This window comes from Pseudomonas sp. TAE6080 (assembly GCF_018732265.1).
Taxonomy (GTDB): Bacteria; Pseudomonadota; Gammaproteobacteria; order Pseudomonadales; family Pseudomonadaceae; genus Aquipseudomonas; species Aquipseudomonas brenneri.
Genome location: NZ_JAHIDY010000030.1, coordinates 54,874 through 73,844 on the forward strand (window position 1 = coordinate 54,874; position 18,971 = coordinate 73,844).

21 protein-coding genes are annotated in these 18,971 nt (G+C 60.6%); 9 read left to right on the forward strand and 12 right to left on the reverse strand.

What is annotated here, in order from left to right; translation table 11 throughout:
* The first annotated feature begins 39 nt into the window (after nucleotides 1–39).
* Nucleotides 40–2,094 carry a S9 family peptidase gene (locus KL786_RS20990; RefSeq protein WP_215518859.1) on the forward strand — a complete coding sequence of 685 codons (2,055 nt, stop codon included), beginning with the start codon at nucleotides 40–42 and terminating at the stop codon, nucleotides 2,092–2,094.
* On the opposite strand, the gene KL786_RS20995 is transcribed toward KL786_RS20990, so the two are convergent.
* The gene (locus KL786_RS20995) at nucleotides 2,091–2,381 is read right to left on the reverse strand and encodes a hypothetical protein (RefSeq protein WP_215518860.1); all 291 of its coding nucleotides are present in this window, start codon (nucleotides 2,379–2,381) and stop codon (nucleotides 2,091–2,093) included. The two genes, KL786_RS20990 and KL786_RS20995, sit on opposite strands and share 4 nt — an antisense overlap.
* An 81-nt stretch (nucleotides 2,382–2,462) precedes the next feature.
* Between KL786_RS20995 and KL786_RS21000 the strand changes: the two genes are divergently transcribed.
* From KL786_RS21000 to KL786_RS21015, 4 genes are all read left to right on the forward strand, one after another.
* Nucleotides 2,463–3,149 carry a spermidine synthase gene (locus tag KL786_RS21000; RefSeq protein WP_057441278.1) on the forward strand — a complete coding sequence of 229 codons (687 nt, stop codon included), beginning with the start codon at nucleotides 2,463–2,465 and terminating at the stop codon, nucleotides 3,147–3,149.
* A gap of 75 nt (nucleotides 3,150–3,224) precedes the next feature.
* The gene (locus KL786_RS21005; RefSeq protein WP_003172528.1) at nucleotides 3,225–3,599 is read left to right on the forward strand and encodes a YajD family HNH nuclease; all 375 of its coding nucleotides are present in this window, start codon (nucleotides 3,225–3,227) and stop codon (nucleotides 3,597–3,599) included.
* A 96-nt stretch (nucleotides 3,600–3,695) separates the two neighbouring features.
* Complete coding sequence (locus KL786_RS21010; protein ID WP_032863501.1) at nucleotides 3,696–4,163, forward strand: RNA methyltransferase; 468 nt, start codon at nucleotides 3,696–3,698, stop codon at nucleotides 4,161–4,163.
* A gap of 69 nt (nucleotides 4,164–4,232) precedes the next feature.
* The gene (locus KL786_RS21015; protein WP_215518861.1) at nucleotides 4,233–4,574 is read left to right on the forward strand and encodes a YgaP family membrane protein; all 342 of its coding nucleotides are present in this window, start codon (nucleotides 4,233–4,235) and stop codon (nucleotides 4,572–4,574) included.
* A 33-nt stretch (nucleotides 4,575–4,607) separates the two neighbouring features.
* Here the strand turns inward: KL786_RS21015 and KL786_RS21020 are convergent, their stop codons facing one another.
* On the reverse strand, nucleotides 4,608–5,840 hold the full coding sequence (locus KL786_RS21020) for a hypothetical protein (RefSeq protein WP_215518862.1): 1,233 nt from the start codon (nucleotides 5,838–5,840) through the stop codon (nucleotides 4,608–4,610).
* Nucleotides 5,841–5,852: 12 nt separating this feature from the next.
* Nucleotides 5,853–6,302, reverse strand: a complete 450-nt coding sequence (locus KL786_RS21025) for a YcgN family cysteine cluster protein (protein ID WP_032863504.1) — start codon at nucleotides 6,300–6,302, stop codon at nucleotides 5,853–5,855.
* A gap of 152 nt (nucleotides 6,303–6,454) precedes the next feature.
* Here KL786_RS21025 and KL786_RS21030 point away from each other — a divergent pair, with 152 nt between their 5' ends.
* Nucleotides 6,455–7,048, forward strand: a complete 594-nt coding sequence (locus KL786_RS21030) for a nitroreductase family protein (protein WP_215518863.1) — start codon at nucleotides 6,455–6,457, stop codon at nucleotides 7,046–7,048.
* A gap of 81 nt (nucleotides 7,049–7,129) precedes the next feature.
* On the opposite strand, the gene KL786_RS21035 is transcribed toward KL786_RS21030, so the two are convergent.
* From KL786_RS21035 to cynR, 8 genes are all read right to left on the reverse strand, one after another.
* Nucleotides 7,130–10,567: an OspG family effector kinase gene (locus tag KL786_RS21035; protein WP_215518864.1), complete on the reverse strand. Its 3,438-nt coding sequence runs from the start codon at nucleotides 10,565–10,567 to the stop codon at nucleotides 7,130–7,132.
* Nucleotides 10,568–10,656: 89 nt separating this feature from the next.
* Nucleotides 10,657–11,589, reverse strand: coding sequence for a D-2-hydroxyacid dehydrogenase (locus KL786_RS21040; RefSeq protein WP_215518865.1), 933 nt, complete (start codon nucleotides 11,587–11,589; stop codon nucleotides 10,657–10,659).
* A gap of 120 nt (nucleotides 11,590–11,709) precedes the next feature.
* On the reverse strand, nucleotides 11,710–12,003 hold the full coding sequence (locus KL786_RS21045) for a YcgL domain-containing protein (protein WP_032863507.1): 294 nt from the start codon (nucleotides 12,001–12,003) through the stop codon (nucleotides 11,710–11,712).
* Nucleotides 12,000–13,133, reverse strand: a complete 1,134-nt coding sequence (rnd, locus tag KL786_RS21050; RefSeq protein WP_065943478.1) for a ribonuclease D — start codon at nucleotides 13,131–13,133, stop codon at nucleotides 12,000–12,002. Before rnd ends, KL786_RS21045 begins: the two co-directional genes overlap by 4 nt.
* 122 nt (nucleotides 13,134–13,255) lie before the next feature.
* On the reverse strand, nucleotides 13,256–13,912 hold the full coding sequence (locus KL786_RS21055) for a class I SAM-dependent methyltransferase (protein ID WP_065943479.1): 657 nt from the start codon (nucleotides 13,910–13,912) through the stop codon (nucleotides 13,256–13,258).
* 91 nt (nucleotides 13,913–14,003) lie between these two features.
* On the reverse strand, nucleotides 14,004–15,377 hold the full coding sequence (locus KL786_RS21060; RefSeq protein ID WP_215518866.1) for a glutamine synthetase family protein: 1,374 nt from the start codon (nucleotides 15,375–15,377) through the stop codon (nucleotides 14,004–14,006).
* A gap of 61 nt (nucleotides 15,378–15,438) precedes the next feature.
* The gene (locus KL786_RS21065) at nucleotides 15,439–15,603 is read right to left on the reverse strand and encodes a hypothetical protein (RefSeq protein ID WP_215518867.1); all 165 of its coding nucleotides are present in this window, start codon (nucleotides 15,601–15,603) and stop codon (nucleotides 15,439–15,441) included.
* 59 nt (nucleotides 15,604–15,662) lie between these two features.
* Nucleotides 15,663–16,574 carry a transcriptional regulator CynR gene (cynR, locus tag KL786_RS21070; RefSeq protein WP_215518868.1) on the reverse strand — a complete coding sequence of 304 codons (912 nt, stop codon included), beginning with the start codon at nucleotides 16,572–16,574 and terminating at the stop codon, nucleotides 15,663–15,665.
* Between the two features lie 112 nt (nucleotides 16,575–16,686).
* On the opposite strand from cynR, the gene KL786_RS21075 reads away from it, so the two are divergent.
* The 3 genes from KL786_RS21075 to KL786_RS21085 are packed head-to-tail and all read left to right on the forward strand — an operon-like array spanning nucleotide 16,687 to nucleotide 18,724.
* The gene (locus KL786_RS21075) at nucleotides 16,687–17,328 is read left to right on the forward strand and encodes a carbonic anhydrase (protein WP_032863512.1); all 642 of its coding nucleotides are present in this window, start codon (nucleotides 16,687–16,689) and stop codon (nucleotides 17,326–17,328) included.
* A 28-nt stretch (nucleotides 17,329–17,356) separates the two neighbouring features.
* Nucleotides 17,357–17,827 (forward strand): cyanase, encoded by a 471-nt coding sequence (gene cynS, locus KL786_RS21080; protein ID WP_215518869.1) that lies wholly within the window; start codon nucleotides 17,357–17,359, stop codon nucleotides 17,825–17,827.
* 54 nt (nucleotides 17,828–17,881) lie between these two features.
* Entirely contained in the window at nucleotides 17,882–18,724 is an 843-nt protein-coding gene (locus KL786_RS21085; RefSeq protein ID WP_215518870.1) for a cache domain-containing protein, read from the forward strand.
* A gap of 37 nt (nucleotides 18,725–18,761) precedes the next feature.
* Here the strand turns inward: KL786_RS21085 and KL786_RS21090 are convergent.
* A partial coding sequence (locus tag KL786_RS21090; RefSeq protein WP_215518871.1) for a hypothetical protein occupies nucleotides 18,762–18,971 on the reverse strand: 210 nt, incomplete at its 5' end.

The following is an 18,971-nucleotide window of genomic DNA, read 5'->3' on the forward strand; positions in this document are numbered from 1 at the left end:
TGCAACACCGTCGGCCCACCACCAGACAGAGAGTGATCCATGCCTCCATCGACCCACGCCGCTGGCGCCCCGATTGCCCGCCAGGACTCAGGCCAGGACCCGTATGCCTGGTTGCAGGAACGCGACAGCAGCGAGGTGCTCGACTACCTCAAGGCCGAAAATGCCTGGCAGGAGGCGCAGCTCGCAAATCAAAAAGAGCTGCGCGAAACTCTGTTTCAAGAGATTAAGGGACGCATCCTCGAAACCGACCTGTCACTGCCCTCGCCCTGGGGGCCATACCTGTATTACACGCGCACCACTGCCGGTGACGAATACGCACGCCATTACCGCTGCCCACGCCCGGCCGATGACAGCCAGCAGATCGATGAAAACGCCGAAGAACTGCTGCTGGACCCCAACGTCCTGGCCAATGGCGGCTTTTTCTCCCTCGGTGCCTTCAGCATCAGCCCGGACCACAAGCGCCTGGCCTACAGCTTGGATACCAACGGCGAAGAGATCTACACCCTGTACGTGAAGGAATTGTCTTCGGGCAAAGTCAGCGAACTGGCCTTCAAAGACTGCGACGGCAGCATGACCTGGGCCAACGACAGCCTGACGCTGTTCTTCGGCGAGCTGGACGAGACTCATCGCCCACACAAGCTGTATCGCTATCGCCTGGACGGTACCACTGCCGAAGAAGTGTTCCACGAGCCCGACGGACGTTTCTTCCTGCATTGCTACCGCTCAAGCTCCGAACGCCAATTGCTGCTGTCCCTGGGCAGCAAGACCACCAGTGAAATCTGGGCCCTGGACGCCGAGCAGCCGCAACAGGCGTTTGCCTGCCTGGCGCCACGGGTTGAAGGTCATGAGTACGATGTCGACCACGGCAAGCTGGATGAACAGTGGACCTGGTTTATCCGCAGCAACCGCGACGGCATCAACTTTGCGCTGTTCCAGGCGGCTGACAACGCCGGCGTGCCCAGCGAAGACCAGTGGCAAAACCTGATCGCCCACGATGACGCGGTGATGCTTGATGGCGTGACCCTCAACGCCCGGGCCATGACCCTGAGCCTGCGTATCGGCGGCCTGCCGGTGATCGACGTGCACCCACAAGGCCTGCCGAGCTATCGCGTGGAACTGCCAGACGCGGCCTACAGCCTGTACGTGCAAAACAGCCTGGAATTCGACAGCGACAAGATCCGCCTGCGCTATGAGGCGCTGAATCGCCCGGCCCAGGTTCGCCAGTTGGAACTGGCCAGCGGCGTGCAACACGTGCTCAAGGAAACCCCGGTACTGGGCGTATTCAATGCCGACGACTATGTCAGCCAACGGCTGTGGGCAACCTCGGCCGATGGCACCCAAGTGCCGATCAGCCTGGTGGTCAGGCGCGACCAGGTGGGCCGGCCAACGCCGCTGTACCTGTATGGCTACGGCGCTTACGGTTCAAGCCTCGACCCGTGGTTTTCCCATGCGCGCCTGAGCCTGCTGGACCGCGGCGTGGCGTTTGCGATTGCCCATGTGCGCGGCGGCGGCGAATTGGGCGAAGCCTGGTACCGCGCCGGCAAGCAGGAGCACAAGCAAAACACCTTCAGCGACTTTATTGCCTGCTCCGAGCACTTGATCGCCCAGGGCCTGACCACCTCAAAGCAGTTGGCCATCAGTGGTGGCAGCGCCGGTGGGCTGTTGATCGGTGCCGTGCTCAACCAGCGCCCGGAACTGTTCCAGGCGGCGATTGCCGAAGTGCCGTTCGTCGATGTGCTCAACACCATGCTCGACCCGGACCTGCCGTTGACCGTCACCGAATATGACGAATGGGGCAACCCCCAGGAACCCGAGGTGTACGCGCGGATCAAGGCCTATGCGCCCTACGAAAACGTCAGCGCCCAGGCCTACCCGGCGATGCTGGTGATCGCCGGCTACAACGACAGCCGCGTGCAGTACTGGGAGGCGGCCAAATGGGTGGCCAAGCTGCGTGCGACCAAGACCGACGACAACTTGCTGCTGCTCAAGACCGAACTGGGTGCCGGCCACGGCGGCATGAGCGGGCGCTACCAGGGCCTGCGTGACGTAGCCCTGGAATACGCCTTTGTGTTCAAGGCCCTGGGGCTGGTTTAAGACCCCGCCGCCGGCGCCTTCGGCTTGCTGTCGTTTTGCTGCAGGCCGGGCAAGGTCTGGTCCTTCGGCGGCTTGGGCATTTCAATCGGCGGCAACAAAGGCGCCCCAGTCCCTTGTGGCTTGGGTGCCGTCGGCGGTGTGACTTGCGGATACGGCGTCGGCGTTGCGGTACCCGGTGCACCCGTGGTGGTCGCCGGTGTGTTCGGCACGGGTTGCAACTGCTGGGCATGTGCGGCACCCAATGTGAGCACACTTCCTACAATGACCGCTAGAATGCTGCACTTCATCGATGGCTCCATGGCCTGACTGTTAACCAGTCCCAAGGCTACTCCCAACCGCGCAAGAATGCCCTTCCCAATGAGATTTCCATGAAACGTTTCGTGCTGCTCGACACCACTCCGATCCCCGATAACGGCGGCGCCCTGTGCCTGTTCGAATACGGCGAGGATTTTGTGATCAAGATCCAGGGCGGTGACGGCGGGCAATTGATGAATACGCGCATGCACGGCTCTGAAGATGCCCTGGCAGAGATTCCCTGCCGCAAGGTCGCCGGTCGTCCAGGCTCGCGGGTGTTGATTGGCGGCCTGGGCATGGGCTTTACCCTGGCTTCGGCGCTCAAGCACCTGGGCAAGACGGCCGAAGTGGTGGTGGCTGAGCTGGTGCCTGGCGTGGTGGAGTGGAATCGCGGCCCGCTTGGAGAAAAATCCGGCAACCCGTTGCAGGACCCGCGCACCGTGATCCGCCTGGAAGACGTGGCCAAGGTGCTGCAAGCCGAGCCCCAGGGCTTCGATGCGATCATGCTCGACGTCGATAACGGCCCCGAAGGCCTGACACAGAAAGCCAACAGCTGGCTGTACTCCGCCGGCGGCCTCAGTGCCTGCGCCAAGGCCCTGCGCCCAAAAGGCGTGCTGGCCGTATGGTCGGCCAGCGCCGACAAGCAGTTCAGCGACAAACTGCGCAAGGCCGGCTTCAAGGCCGAGGAAGTGCAAGTCTTCGCCCATGGCAACAAGGGCACCCGGCATACCATCTGGATTGCCGAGAAGCTCAAGGGCTGAGGTAAATTGCCCGGTGAGCAGCTAGAATCAACGTCACCCGTGATCTATCCAATAAATAAATGAACAGGAGCCATGATGAGCTCGACCAACCCGCCCTCCCACACCGCCAAGCTGGACCGCATCCTCGCCGATGCCCAGCGCGACCGGGAAATGGGCTACCGCGACAAAGCCCTGAAAATGTACCCCCACGTGTGTGGCCGCTGCGCCCGTGAATTCGCCGGCAAGCGCCTCAGCGAACTGACCGTGCACCACCGTAACCACAACCATGACGACAATCCCCAGGACGGTTCCAACTGGGAGTTGTTGTGCCTGTACTGCCACGACAACGAACACTCGCGCTATACCGACCAACAGTATTTCGGCGAAGGCTCCACCAGCAGCCCGACCATTGCCAAGGCCACGCACAACCCGTTTGCCGCGTTGGCCGGGCTGATGAAAAAAGACAGCTAAAGGCATGAAGCTGCAAGCCACAAGAAAAAGCCGCCCCGCTTTTTAACTTGCCGCTTGCAGCTTGCCGCTATAATGCTGCCTTTTTAAGGCATCCCCGTGGGCAATAAACGCTACAGCTGCATCGGTCTGTACAACCCCAAATCCCCCGAAAACGTCGGTTCGGTCATGCGCGCCGCCGGCTGCTATGGCGTGGCTTCGGTGTTCTACACCGGTAAACGCTATGAGCGGGCCCGGGACTTTATTACCGACACCAAGAAGGTCCACCACGACATCCCGCTGATCGGCATCGACGACCTGAAAAAGATCCTGCCCCTGGGCTGTATCCCGGTCGCAGTGGAGCTGGTGGACGGTGCACGACCGCTGCCGGAATACACCCATCCTGATCGCGCGTTGTACATTTTCGGCCCCGAAGACGGCTCCCTCGACAAAGAGATTCGTGACTGGTGCGAAGACGTGATCTACATCCCGACCACCGGTTGCATGAACCTCGCGGCCACCGTCAATGTGGTGCTCTATGACCGCCTGGCCAAGGGCAACAACACCCGTTCGGGCCCAAAATACTGAGTTTTCGGGAACATCCGCGCCCCGCGCGCAGTCAGTTGCATATCAATGGCCCTTTGTTGGAGACAGACCATGAGCGACAGCAACCCCCTGAAACCTGTGATTGAATCGACGCCGTTCCAGACCCAACCGACCCAGAACGTGCAAGGCTGGGAGCGCATTGGCTCGCTGGCCGGTGGCGTGGTGATGATGGGCAAGGGCATTCGCCGTGGTGGCTTTTTCGGCCTGATCCAGGTGGCGATTGGCGGCGTGGCACTGGCGCGCGGGATCAGCGGCCATAGTTCGGCCAAGTCGCTGCTGGAGAAAAACCGCCGGGATATGAACAATGTGCGGACCAAGATCGAACGCGCCGGTGAGGAGTTGAAAAACCTCAAGACCCGCGCTGAAGTGGCTGCCGAAAAAACCACCCACTGACACCCAATCAAACTGTAGGAGCTGGCTTCTCGGTCAGTGCAGCAACTTGCTGTCGAGTACCACTGACGATTCGCCGATCACGCTTTCAGCCAACTGCACAAACTCCTTGGTACTGATGCTGTCCAGGCGCATCAGCGCCTGCGTCAGGTCATCCAGGGAGCGCTTGTTGTGGGTTTTCAGGCGAATTTCGCGATCCAGTTCCTGCAACACCACCACCGCCCGCGCCACTGTGGCACCGCTGACGTGCTCGCCGCGCAAGGTCGCCACACCCTTGCCATCCTTGCTCAAGCGCGCCTGTATCGCCACATAACGCTCATCACTGATACCGCCTGCGCGCCGCAACAACTCAATGGCGTAATACTCCGAAAGGCCTTCGCTGATCCAGTCACTGCCTTGATGGTCATTGAACCGGCCAATAGCCTGCACCACCTCGCGGATCAACGGGCTGCTGCCGTTTTCGCTGACCAGCGGCGTACGGCTATTGAGATAGATCGAATCGCGTCCGGAAAACACCCCACGGCGCATCGGGTCGCTGGCACCCACCACCAGCAACTTGGCCGGGTGCCGGGGAAACGCCGCTTGTACCTGGGGCCAGACGAACGTCAGCAACGTCAGCACATCCATGCGGCGCATGGCCTGGCCCTTGGGCGAGGTCACGGTGATTTCGGTTTCGCCCAGGCGTACCCGGCGGCTGCCCAGGCTACCGGCGAGCATCCAGCCGGTGGGACGGTCGAATAGGCGGGACACATTGTCGATGCGAAATTTGTGCTTGCCGATGCGCGGCCAAGGGGTCTCGACACTTTTCCAGCCCGCCGGCAGCTCAAAGGTCAGCCGCGACACCAGCTCCACACCGTCCTGCTGGTCAAGACGCGCCGCAGGCACCAGGTCTTCACCACGAAACAGCGCCCAACCGGGCGTCATGCGTGACTCGTAGATGCCGGCCTTGCGCGCATGGCTCAGGCGCACGCGGTAAGTCAGGCTGGCCTTGTCCGCGCTCGGCCGCCACAGGCCACGACTGGCCCCCGCTTCTGGCGTGACCTGCCATTGGCCGTCGGCCTTGAAGTCGCTGTAGTCACCGTCGCGTCCCAGGTCGAAGTTCAAGCTGCGCACCGCCGAGCCCTGGGACAGGCTCAAGCGCACCTGGGCCTGATCGCTCTGGGGCAACAGTTTGACGTGATAATCGAGATCGACTTTTTTCGCCGACCACGCCGACGCGCTCAACCCCAGCAACAGCAGGCTCACCGCCAGCTTGGCTTGGACCGTCATACGCTCTCCTTTTCAGCCCGCGCGGAAAATCAGGTAATCCTCCCAATCGTCCTCGGGCACGCTGCCTTCGCTGAGCATGCGCCCGGACTGGGAAATGCGTTCGTGGTGCACGGCATCGCGGTCACCGCAGACCAGGTGGTGCCAGAGCGGCAAGTCCTTGCGCTCACTCACCAGGCGATAGCCGCAGGTCGGTGGCAGCCATTTGAACTGATCGGCCTGGCCCGGCGTGAGCTGGATGCAATCAGGCACCGAGTCGCGACGGTTAGGATAGTCAGTGCACTGGCAGGTATTCAGGTCCAGCAGTTTGCAGGCGATACGCGTGTAATAGACGCTGTTGTCGTCTTCGTCTTCGAGCTTTTGCAGGCAGCACAGGCCACAGCCGTCGCACAGCGACTCCCATTCCTCCTGGTCGAGGTGCTCAAGGGTTTTGCGTATCCAGAAAGGTTCGACTTTGGCGGCCATGGCTCTACATCAGTATCGGTAGGTGAAAAGGCCGCCAGTCTAGTGCCCAAGCCCCCTGGGGCCAAGCGCTTACGACTGCCGGTAGGGCAAGACTTGTCAGGCGCGCAGTGGCGAAGTAGCTTTGAAGGCCGTTTTTTCTCCAGGATCCGCTGATGAGCACCGAGCCACGTATTGCCGATTATCCGATCCACCCACAGTTCACCGAGCGCTGGTCGCCGCGTGCGTTTACTGGCGAGAGCATCCCGGTAGAAACCCTGCTGAGCTTCTTCGAAGCAGCGCGCTGGGCGCCTTCGGCCTATAACTCACAGCCATGGCGCTTTCTCTATGCCCGCCGTGATACGCCAGATTGGCAGCGTTTCCTGGGCCTGCTGAATGAATTCAACCGTGGCTGGGCGCAGCATGCATCGGCGCTGGTCATCGTCGTATCGAAAACCGATTTCGCAGTACCGGGCGCCAGCGAAGAAACTCCAGCGCTGTGGCACACCTTTGACACCGGTTCGGCCTGGGGCCACCTGGCGCTGCAAGCCAGCATCAGCGGCTGGCACACCCATGGCATGGCCGGTTTCGATCAGGAACTGACCCGCAAGGAGCTGAAAATCCCCGAGGGTTATGCGCTGCATGCGGCGGTTGCCGTGGGCAAGCTGGGGGACAAGGCCACCCTGGCGGACTACCTGCAAGCCCGGGAAGCCCCAAGCCCGCGCCGCCCGTTGAGCGAGTTGGTAGCGGCCGGTGATTTCAGCCTGTAAAGAGGTGGCAGGCCATCACCTGACCTGCCCAACAACCGAAAACCCTGCCGTTAAAAACCGGCAGGGTGTACCACAAGTCGATCAAGGTGCAGTGGCGATAAGGCCGCTAAAGGCCCTGCGCAATTCCTCTTTCTGTCTTTTATAGGCTGCCATGACAACCGGCACCATAAACTGCAACTCCTGCGAATCCATATCCACCGGGTAAATTTTCTGGTCTTTCGCAGAGTACATAAAGTTCTTTAATTGCAGATCATTGTGATAGATATCCTTGGCTTCCATCTGCACCAATACATCATCCAGTAATGATCGCGCTTCTGGCGGCAGACTATTTACCTCAAACTTACTGAGATCCACACCATTGATCCTTCCCATCTTTATATATTTACGACCGTCCTCGATGATCGTCCGTGCAAAGCCGTCACCATAATATTTATTCAGCGTTAGCACTTCCATGCTGATGTATTTGTCAGACGGCTTGAGTGAGGTCGGACCAAGATCCTTGTAGACACTTCTCCCATCGCGACTTGCGTAGACAACGCTCTCGCCACCGCCTCCAATCACCGGCCCCAGATCGTCTGCAACCGACAGCGAATCTCCGCCCAGCAGATTAACCCGCTGCCACTGATCGCCCTGTACATGTTGGACCAATAACGGTGTTTGTCGCCCATTGTGATAAATCCGCGCCTGGACCAGACCATCTTCGGTACGACTGACCTGTCGAACTTCATAGACCGCCGTGTTACCGGCACTGTCGGTGTGGCGGATATGAGAGATGTGGCCATCCGCTGCAACGTAGACCCCCTGACTGTTACGAGAAAGCCCGGCAATTCTCGATTGCTTCACGCTGTACTCGGCAAACATCCTGTTGCTCAACTCACTGCCCGGCGCTATACGCACCATGGCAAGCGCGCCGCTCACAGCCTTCGTCTCGACGGCAAAATCTTCAAGAGGGCTGCCATAAGGCCGCATCTTGTCTGCATCAAAGGCATACCATTGACCGTTATGGAGCACAGCCCCACCCTCGACACGTTGGCCTGCCACACTGAACATCCCCGTCGCCGCTGCGTTATAGTCCTTGCTCACCGCTTTCAACAGGTCATAGCTGCCGGATGCCCCCCGGAGCCTGCCAACCGCCTTTATCCCCTTGGACAGTCCTTTACCGGCCAGCCTGGCACCACCCACCGCGAAGTCACCCCATCCGCCAAGGGGGTTCAACGCGCCAATAGTGGCCACGCCAATAATCTTTGCCCCCTGTATTGCCTTGCTCACCCCGGAAATAGCAGCACCACTGAGCTTGGCTAACTTCCCGGCGTTTGCGGCGCCAGCAGTCAGGAAGCCAAAGATATCCAGTGTGAGGTCTACAGCCCCTTCACCATAGTTACCCTTCTTAAAGTTGACAATCGCCGAGCGCAGCGGAACAAGATTCAACAGGAACTCCTCAACGACCCTGGCCCGCCCCTGCTGCTCGTCCAGTGTGGTCTGGCCCCTCGCAAGCTCCTTTATCTCTGGGTTATCAAGATCCAGGTGCTCAACAAATGCATTCGCTATGTATTGAGTACGATCTGTAGCAAAACTATCAAGCAATGCATTATCGACCGGCCCTCTTTCGTTTCTCTGCTGATCGTATTCACTGCCAGGTTTAAACTCTCTGGTCTCGCGGACAAGATTTGCATTTCTTGAACTACGCTCTTTCACCCGCCAAAGACCAACTGATTGAATAGTACCTTGGGCAAAGTTGATCTCGTATGCGGCAGGATTACCCTCGCGTTCAATTTTTACCAACAACTCCTGATCTTTGGGGTGATGGACTTTATCGCTAAACCCCAACCCCAGCGTGTGGGATGTGTTTTGGTAGAAGGTGATCTTTCCATACTCAAAGTTCTTTCGGTGCTCCAAGGGCATCTGCGCAATCAGGTGTTTGATGGTTGTAAAGGTGGCAGTCTTTTTACCCTGGATCGTGGCATCGAACTGCTGGTTGAACGCCTCGGCTATACCAAACCGATAATTGGCGTTCAACTTGGTCAGGGGGATGCGGTTGTCCGTTGAATGAAACACGGCGGGAGAAGGCAGGTCCATCATGGCGATATCCAGCAGCGAGTGGTGACCGACCAACCTGGTTGCTGGCGTTCCGGGACCGCCCCGTGGCTGGCTCGTGGTGCTGATGAGCTTTTCTTCAAATAGCTCACCCAGCTCGCCAAACCGCTGCTTGAGCTCGTCCAGCGCCAGCTCTTTTCGGCGGGGAATGTCCTTGTCCAGGGACTGACTGGCGGTGATCATCTGCTGCTGGCGGGTATTGAAGGTCTTTTGGAGCGTGTTCAGTTCTTCGTCGGTGTAGCGCGCATCCCCCTTTCTTGTGAGCAGGCCATTGATCACGCCCCAGTCCACCAGGGCAACCCGCTGCGCATGTTGGGTCACGCCTGGATCAGCCAGTCCCGCACTTTCGGCCCGCTGCATGACCTGCACAAAGGTCATGTTCGGCACCTTTCCCGGTGACTGGGCCTCGATGGTCGTCGCTGCAATCGCCAGGCTGACCCAAGCCGGGCTGCCATAGGTGACGCTGGCTGGGATGTCCTTGATCAGAAACTCGGGCGCCCTCCTGGCCAGCAACACATAGGCTCCTACTCCCGCCATTTCCGGGCTGGTCTTGCCACTGGTACTCAGGTGCTTGCTCAACCCATCGACCACCACTGAAGCAGGTTTGCCCCAGTGTTGATCATTTGCCAGATCGAAACCCGCCACCTTGTTACGCTGAGGCGCGGTGATGGACTCGGGATCCATCTGCACAGCGATGGCCGCCAGCAAATAATCGTTAATACTGCGGTCGGTGGCGATTGCGCCCATTTGTTCCTGCAAGTACTTTCCCAGCTGCTGCCCTGGCGCGGAACTGACCAGGGATTGCAGGGCTTGTGCGGGGGAGCGCCATACCTGCGCGGCGACTGGCTGCTGATCGTTCAAATAATCCAGCACCCCCCTGCGCTGCGGTTGATCACCGAGTTGGTTCAGTGTGAACGCCCCCAGCCTGCGTTGCTCACCTGGACTCATGGGCACCGGCCACGACAAGCCGCCGCCAAGATCGCCAAGCGGGTGCTCCAGGGCCTTTTCAGTGACCGCATCGGCGAGGCTGGTAAGATGAAAATGGCTGGTGGGCAGGAAAAAGCCGAGATGCTTGATAAAGGTCGCCAGGGTAATACTGCTGCCAGTCTCCAGCGGGTAGGACGACTCAGGATCCATGCCCATCGGTGTACTGCCCAGCGCCGCCAGCACCGCTTGAGGTGCGGTGTCTACTCCCAATCGCGTGGCAACCTCGTAGAGCTTTTGCCCCAGGACCCTCAGGTTTTCTCTGTCAGCCAGCGCAACCTGCAGGCCTGACTTGGTTTTGGCCTGCGCCGGGATGGCCTGAGCACCTGCATCGCCAGTTGCCGGGTTGGGGTCCGGCGGCGGGAGACCGGAACCGTCAGCGGCAGCCAAAGACGTGGAAAACAGGGGCGTTTGCGGGGGAATAGCGCGCAAATCAAGCATAGAGAGGCCTCCCTTATTAAGGTCAGTGAGCCTCTCACATTGCCGCCAGCGATAAAGTCAGATGCGTGCCACACACTGTGTGGGGTATTTCAATATCCCCGTTCGAAACTCACCTCGCCGCGCAGCGAATCCTTGGCCTGATAAGCCCGCAGGTTCTCGACAAACAGCGCCACCATGCGGCGCGGGCAGGTCGGCGCCGAGCTATGGCCCGTCAACAGCAAGCCCCAGGCGGTCCAGAACGGATGGCGCTGTGGCAGTGGTTCCTGACGGCAAACGTCGATCACCGCCCCGGCCAGGTGCCCTTCTTTCAGGGCCTCGACCAGATCGGCATCAACCACCGCCACACCACGCCCAACGTTGATAAACAGGCCAGTGGGCTTGAACTGCTTGAACAGCGCAGCATCGTACAAATCGTGGGTGCTGGGCGTGTTGGGCAGCAGGTTGACCACATAATCCACCTCGCCCACCAGGCGGCCCAGTTGATCCGGCCCGGCCACCTCGATAAACGGGGCCTGCTCCCGGGCTTCGCTGGCAATGCCGTACAACTCCACGCCAAAGGGCAGCAGGAACTGCGCCACGCTCTGGCCGATATCACCAGTGCCGACGATCAGCACCTTGCGCCCCGCCAGGCTCTGGCCCATGCGGTTGTCCCATTTGCGCTCGACCTGGCTGACCAGCCGCGCCAGCACTTCACGCTCGTGACCGAGCATGTAGGTGAGCACGTACTCGGCCATCACCTGGCCAAAAATGCCGACCGCGCGGGTGAGCCGATAATCGCGTGGCAAACCATCGGCCAGCAGCGGCGTGATGCCGGCCCAGGTCGATTGCAGCCACTGCGGGTGGTGGCCCTGGCGCAGCAGGGTTGCCAGCAGGTCCGGCTGGCCCAGCCACACCGGGCAATCGGCGGCCAGGCGCGACAATTCGGCCGAGTCGCCACTGGTCAGGACTTCAAGATCCGGCGCCGCTTCGCGCAGCAGCCGGGCGTACAGCGGGTGGTCCTGTTCTGCAATCAGAACGCGCATGGTTCAAACCTTTCAAAAACAGTGCAGGCGGCCGCCGACCGCAGGTTCACTGCGTTGCTCGGGGCCGGCCAGGTCATTCGATTTCATGGATCAGCGTGCCCCAGGCGGGACACGGGTCAATCACATCGGGTCATTGCGGCGCAGCAGTTCTTCGGGCAGGTGTTCGATGTACTCGTCATCCGGCGGTGGCATCTGCAGGTGATAGCCCTGCTTTTGCAGGTTGGCCAGGACCGCCACGATATCTTCCTGCTGCAGCTTGCGTTCCGGCGTCAGCACCAGGTTGAACGCGTGTACCGGCTTGCCGAACACCGTCAGCAGGCCTTCGGGCACGCGCTCCAGGGCATCGCTTTTGAGCACATAGAGGTACATGCCGGCGCGTTTCGGGCTGCGGTAGATGGAACAAATATGTTTCAAGGCTGTTCTCCGGCAGTGGCCAGGCTGTCCAGCAGCGCCTGGCCCATCAACTCGCGGCGCCAGCCACGCAGCGAATCAGGCAATTGGTAAGGCCCATCGGGGTAGCCACTCTTGACCAGCGCCTCAAGGGTTTTCTTGCGCAGCATCAGCTCCGGGGCCATGTCCAGGCGTTCGGCGAAGGTCTGGCCCAGGGCACGCAACTGCTTGATCAACACCGCCGCATCCACCGGCAGTGGTTCAGGCACGGCTGGCGGCCATTGGTCCATCGACACGCTGGCGGCACGCTTGATCAGGCCCAGCAGGAACTCGCCGTCCTGGCGCACGGTGCGCGGGTGCATGTCTTCGATTTTGCCCAGGGCGGCGAGGTTATCCGGCTGCGACTTGGCCAGGGGCCATAGCGAGTGTTCGCGGATGATGCGGTTGCGTGGCAGGTCACGGGCGCGGGCTTGCTGCTCGCGCCAGGCGCACAGCTCACGCAGCACGGCGAGCTGGGCACGGGACAGTTTCCAGGCCAGCTTGGCGTCGCGGTAGACATCAAAAGGGTCGATTTCGCGACGCAGGTTGGCCACCAGTTCGGCGCCATCTTCCAGGACCCAGGCGTATTTTTCGTCGGACAGTTGCGGGCGCAGGCGTGTGTAGACTTGCGCCAGGTGCACCGCATCTTCGGCGGCATAACTGACCTGGGTCTCGGACAATGGCCGCTGCAGCCAGTCCGAACGGGTCTCGCCCTTGGGCAAGTCGATGTCGAGCACCGCTTGCACCAGGCGCGAGTAGCCCATGGAGAAACCGAGGTTCAAGTAGGCGGCGGCCAGTTGGGTGTCGAACAATGGCACCGGCAGGCTGCCCGTCAGGCGCAGCAGCACTTCCAGGTCTTCACTGCAGGCGTGCACCACCTTGATCACCGCCGGGTTTTCCAGCAAGGCGGCCAACGGTTGCCAGTTATCGATGGTCAGGGGGTCGATCAGATAAGCACTGATACCGTCCCCGATCTGGATCAACCCGGCGATGGGATAGAAGGTATCGACCCGCATGAATTCGGTGTCGAGGGCGACGAATGGCAACTGCTGCCATTTGGCGCAATGCTGGCCGAGGCTATCGTTGTCGCAGATCCAGTGAATATCGATGGCCACACGGCTCTCCCTTGAAGAATGGCGCGCAGTATATATCGCCCGAGGGTCTTTCGAGCACCCGCAGTGTGCCAGCCATCATGAAAACTCTGACAGGAGACGAAGAATAGCCCGACAGTTGAGGGTTATCCTCGTTTACGCAACACATAAACCCGCCACAAGGCCGAGCCGGGCATGAACTCTTGCTGGTTCAGCACAGTGAAGCCTGCCTGGCGAAACTCCGCTTCCACCTCGACGCGATGGGACAGCATGGGTTGCCCCGCACCTGCGGGATGGCGTTGACGATGGCGGCTGTCGCTGTCCACCGAAACAATCAGCGTGTCGCGGCTGACCCGGTGAAACTCGCGCAACAGTGCCAATCGTGCATCGGCCGTGGGGACGTGGCGAAACAGTTCCAGGCAAAAAATGCAGTCCACCGCGTTGGCCGACAGGCCGATGGCGAATGCCGACCCCTGGAACGTCTTGACCCGGCGCAAAAATGTTGCGCCGTGGTGGCTCATGGCGTGGTCGAGCATGGCCTGGGAAGGGTCCGAGGCGAGGATCACGCGATTACTGTGTTCGGCCAGCACCGGCCAGAAACGCCCCGCCCCACAGGCCAGGTCCAGCAACAGCCCGGGCTCCCCCGCGACTTTAAGGGCGTGGCGCACCAGGCGCTCGTCGCGCCATGACCACAAGCGCCGCAGCAAACCGGGCGGCCGCGTGTCGCCACAGACCCGCGCGTGATCACGATCACAGCGCGCGGCAAACTCAGCCTCAATGGACGACGGGGGTTGTGGCGACATCACGGGACTCATGTAGATGAACCGGTCTCTACGGACTCTGGATCTTGAGCTTAACCACCCCCGCGTGAAAAAAAGGTCGAAAGGTTCATCATCACGCCTGGTGCAGATACCAGCGCCAGTCCTGCTCGCCCACCTCGCCCATGAACTGGCGGTACTCGGCCCGCTTGACCGCCAGGTACACACCGAGGAACTCCTGGCCGAACGTTTCACGCGCCCAGGCCGAGCCTTCCAATGCACGCAAGGTGGTCAGCCAGTCGGTGGGCAGCAGCTCATTGGCCTGGGCATAACCGTTGCCTTCAACCGGAGCTCCGGGGTCGCGCTGTTCGCGAATACCACGGTGAATACCAGCCAGGATCGCCGCCGCTGCCAGGTACGGGTTGGCATCGGCGCCGCAGATCCGATGCTCGATATGCCGCGAATACGCAGGGCCTCCCGGCACCCGCAGGCTCACCGTGCGATTGTCGACACCCCAGGTGGCCGCCAGTGGCGCGTAGCTGTTGCTTTGGAAGCGCCGGTAGGAGTTGGCGTTGGGGCAGAACATCAAGAGCGTATCGAGCAAGGTGCTGAGCATCCCGCCGACTGCCTGGCGCAGCAGCGGCGTACCGTCAGGAGCCTCACTGGCAAACAGGTTGTTGCCGTCGGCATCTGCCAGGCTGACGTGCATGTGCATGCCGGTGCCGGCCAGGTCATCGAATGGCTTGGCCATGAAACAGGCGGTCATCCCATGCTTGTGGGCCACGCCCTTGACCAGGCGTTTGTAACGCACCGCCTCGTCCATCGCCTGCAAGGCATCGCTGCGATGCTCCAGGGTGATCTCCACCTGGCCGGGGGCGTATTCGGAAATCGCCGTGCGCGCGGGAATGCCTTGCAGTTTGCAGGCGCTGTACAGGTCAGCCAGAAACGGCTCGATCTGTTCCAGCTCGCGCAGGCCATAGACCTGGGTCGAGCGTGGGCGGCCGCCATCCACATCCCGCGCCGGTTGCGGGCGGCCATTGCTGTCGGGTTTCTGGTCGAGCAGGTAGAACTCCAGTTCCGCCGCCATCACCGGGTAATAACCATCGGCCTTGAGCCCGTCGATGACCCTGGACAGCAGATGCCGGGGATCGGCAACCGTCGCCGGCAGGCCTTCTTCAGGGTGCATGCTGACCTGCACCGCGGCGGTGGGAATCAACCGCCACGGCATGCGTTGCAAACTGCCGCTGATCGGGTAGGCACGGCAATCGATATCGCCCACCTCCCACACCAGTCCGGAGTTTTCCACGTCATCGCCATTGAGGGTCAGGCCAAGAATGGTACTGGGCAACGGCCGACCGCTTGCGTAGACCGCCAGCAGTTCATCACGGTGCAGCAACTTGCCCCGGGGCACGCCGTTGCTGTCGAGGATGAACAGTTCGAACATCTCGATATCGGGGTTGTGGTCAAGAAAGGATTGGGCTTCGTGCAGGCTGGCAAAGACGGTACTCATGGCAACTCTCTTACGTTTGCGTCAGGCAGGCACGCACGACGGCGCGCCCGGGGGTGGGCAATCAGCGTAAGGGAATGGTGTCCGGCGGGCGCGCATGGCGACAGTGCCACAGCGCCCAAAAGGCCAGTTCGGAAGGCAGTGCATCAATGTCCATCCGACATACCGGGCGGCTGGGCGCGATAGCACCCGGCAAGGCCTCGGGGTGAGTGTCGGGGGAACCGTCCATGCAGTGATCACAGTGAAGAGATGAGTGGCAGCGTCACACGCCGGGTCAGTCCATTAAATTCAGTCTTGATGGAGTTCACTCTCGCAATTGCTAAACATTCGCCACGTACTCGCCAATTCGACAAACGCCCCGCATGCCGCACTGCGATAGGCGCCCTTGCGACTGAGCAGGGCCACCGTGCGCTGCGCCAGCGCCGGACGCAGTTGCACCGCGTGCAAGCCTTGCTGGGTCTGCGCCACTTCCCGGGGCAGGATCGTCGCCAGGTGGGTGTGGCGGATGATCTCAATCACGGCACTGATTGAGTTGGCCTCCATGGCAATCTGCGGTTTTATCGCCAGCGTGCGGCAATAGTCATCGATGTAACGACGCGTCGCAAAACCGGCGTTCAACAGCACCAAGGGTTGCTGCTGGAAGTCCGCCAGCTTGAGCCACTGCTTGCGACTCAGGGTTGGATGGCTGGCGCTGGCCACCAGGCTCAACGCCTCGACAAACAACGCCTGGCAGGCAATGTCCGGCATGTGCTCACCGGTGAAGCCAAGGCCAATGTCCAGCAAGTCCTCGGTCAATGCATGCTCAAGGCGATTCTGGGTCATTTCCTCGACGCTGACGCTAATCCCCGGATACAAGCGATAGAACTGGGCCAGCAGCGGCCCGATCAGGTACGCGGTAAAGGTCGGGGTCATGGCCAGACGCAAATTGCCCCGGCTCAGGTCCTGCACATCGTGCATGGCGCGGGTACCGGCCTGCAGGTCCTGCAACGCCAGGCGCGCAAACCGCGCATAGGCCTGGCCCGCGTCGGTCAGGCTGACAGTGCGGCCGGAGCGATCGAGCAACGGTGCCCCGAGGGTCTCTTCCAACTGCTTGATCTGTTGCGACAAGGTCGGCTGCGACACATGCAGTGCCTCGGCCGCCCGCGTGAAGTTGCGGTGGTCGGCGACGGCCAACAGGTAACGGATATGGCGCAACAGCATAAAAACCTCTCCAACTATAGGTACTGCTTATAGAAACTATAATAAGCCAGTCTTGGACGCTATAGCCTGAAACTTCCATCCTTGCCCCATCAGCGACGCAAGGAGAACCACCATGCAGCATCTCATCGACGGCTTTCGCAAGTTCCAGGGTGAAGCCTTCAGCCAGCGCAGCGACCTGTTCAAACAACTGGCCACCACGCAAAAACCCGGCACGCTGTTTGTGTCCTGCTCAGACAGCCGCGTAGTCCCGGAGCTGTTGACCCAGCAAGAACCCGGCGATCTGTTTGTAATCCGTAACGCCGGCAATATCGTGCCCTCCTACGGCCCGGAACCGGGCGGTGTCTCGGCCACGGTGGAATATGCCGTGGCCGTACTGGGGGTCAGCGACATCGTGATTTGCGGTCATTCCGATTGCGGCGCCATGACGGCCATCTCCACCTGTAAATGCCTGGATCACTTACCCGCCGTGGCCAATTGGTTGCGTCATGCCGAATCGGCCAAGGTGATCAACGCCGCACGTACCCATGCCTCGGCAGCCGAGCGACTGGACGCCCTGGTGCGGGAAAACGTAGTCGCGCAACTGGCCAATCTCAAGACGCACCCCAGCGTTGCACTGGCGCTGGAGCAAGGCCGGCTGAACCTGCACGGCTGGGTCTATGACATCGCAAGCGGCGGCATCAATGCCCTGGATGGCCGCACCGGGCGCTTTATTTCCCTGCTGGACCACCCGCAGACCCGCGCGCACGCCGCCTGAACATTATTCAAACCAAGAGGAAACCATCATGTTGCAATCCCAATTTTCCCAAGCCCCACGCCTGGCCCTGGCCGACACCGTGATCGACATCAAGGCCCGCAAGAACCTGTCCTGGCAGGACCTCACCGACGGCACCGGCCTGAGCCTGGCGTTCGTCACCGCCGCCCTGCTTGGCCAGCACCCGCTGCCCAAGGACGCCGCCGATGGGGTGTGCGACAAACTTGGCCTGGACGCGGACGCCAGTCGCCTGCTGCAAAGCGTGCCTCTGCGCGGCAGCATCCAGAGCGGCATTCCAACGGACCCGACCGTGTACCGCTTCTATGAAATGCTGCAGGTCTATGGCTCAACCCTCAAAGCCCTGGTTCACGAGCAGTTTGGCGACGGCATCATCAGCGCCATCAACTTCAAGCTGGACATCAAGAAGGTCGAGGACCCGGACGGCGGTTCCCGCGCAGTGATTACCCTGGACGGTAAATACCTGCCAACCAAGCCGTTCTGATTTGCCGACAACCGTCTACGCTCTTGAAACATTGACAAGAACGAGGGACGGGTAATGAAGGCAATGCTCCGAACCACCTGGCTGTTGCTGTTGCTGTGTTTCAGCCAGGTGCACGCTGCAACCACCCAGGAACAGGACGCCAAAGCCGCCGTGGCCTTGCTGGAGAAAGCCCTGGCCTATTATCACGATAATGGTGACAAGGCCTTTGCCGCCTTCAGCCGCCAGGGCGAGTTTGTCGACAAGGACCGCTATGTGTTCGTGGTCGATACCAAGGGCGTGCTGCTGGCCAGCGGCGGGCCTTCATCGGCGCTGATTGGGCGTGATGTGTCCGAAGTGCTCGGGCCGGACCTGCGCAAATCCTTCAAGGATGCGCTGCGAATCCCCGAAGGCAACGGCATCCAACAGGCCGAATACCGCTGGCAGAACTGGAGCGATGGCAAGGTCGAACGCAAGCATGTGTTCTACCAGCGTATCGGCCAGCGCATCCTCGCCGTCGGCTACTACCTGCCCCGGGCCACTCCCGAACAGGCCAAGGCCCTGCGGGACAAGGCGGTCAAGGCGTTGGAAGACAACGAAACCGCTACGCTGAAGGCGATCAATGCACTGCAGGGCGGCTTCCTGCAGGACGACTTGTATGTGTTTGTGGTCGACCTGGATACCGGGCGTTATGTGGCCCACGGCACCAACCTGCGCCTGATCAACACCGACTTTGCCAAGATCAAGGACCCGGACGGCAAGCCCGTGGGTGAGCCGATCCTGCAATTGATGAAGGAACAAGAGCAGGGTGAGTACGAGTACCGCTGGAAAAACCCGGTGACCGCCAAGGTGGAAAACAAGCATGCCTACCTGCGCAAGAGTGGGCATTTCCTGGTGGCGGTGGGTTACTACAGCCCGTAAAGATGTTCCTTTGTGGGAGCGAGCTTGCTCGCTCTTATCAAACATAAATTAAGCTACTGATTTTAAAGGGCTTTAAATCACCTCTAAAAGATGAGATTTCGTAGGCGTCCCCCAGGTTGCTGCGCGACAGCGCTACGCCGAAGAGGTAGTGGGGACTCCCACATTTAATCTTCATCCAGACTGAAATCCCGGATCCGCCGCCAATCCCCTGTGGGAGCTGTCGAGCTTTAGCGAGGCTGCGATGGCG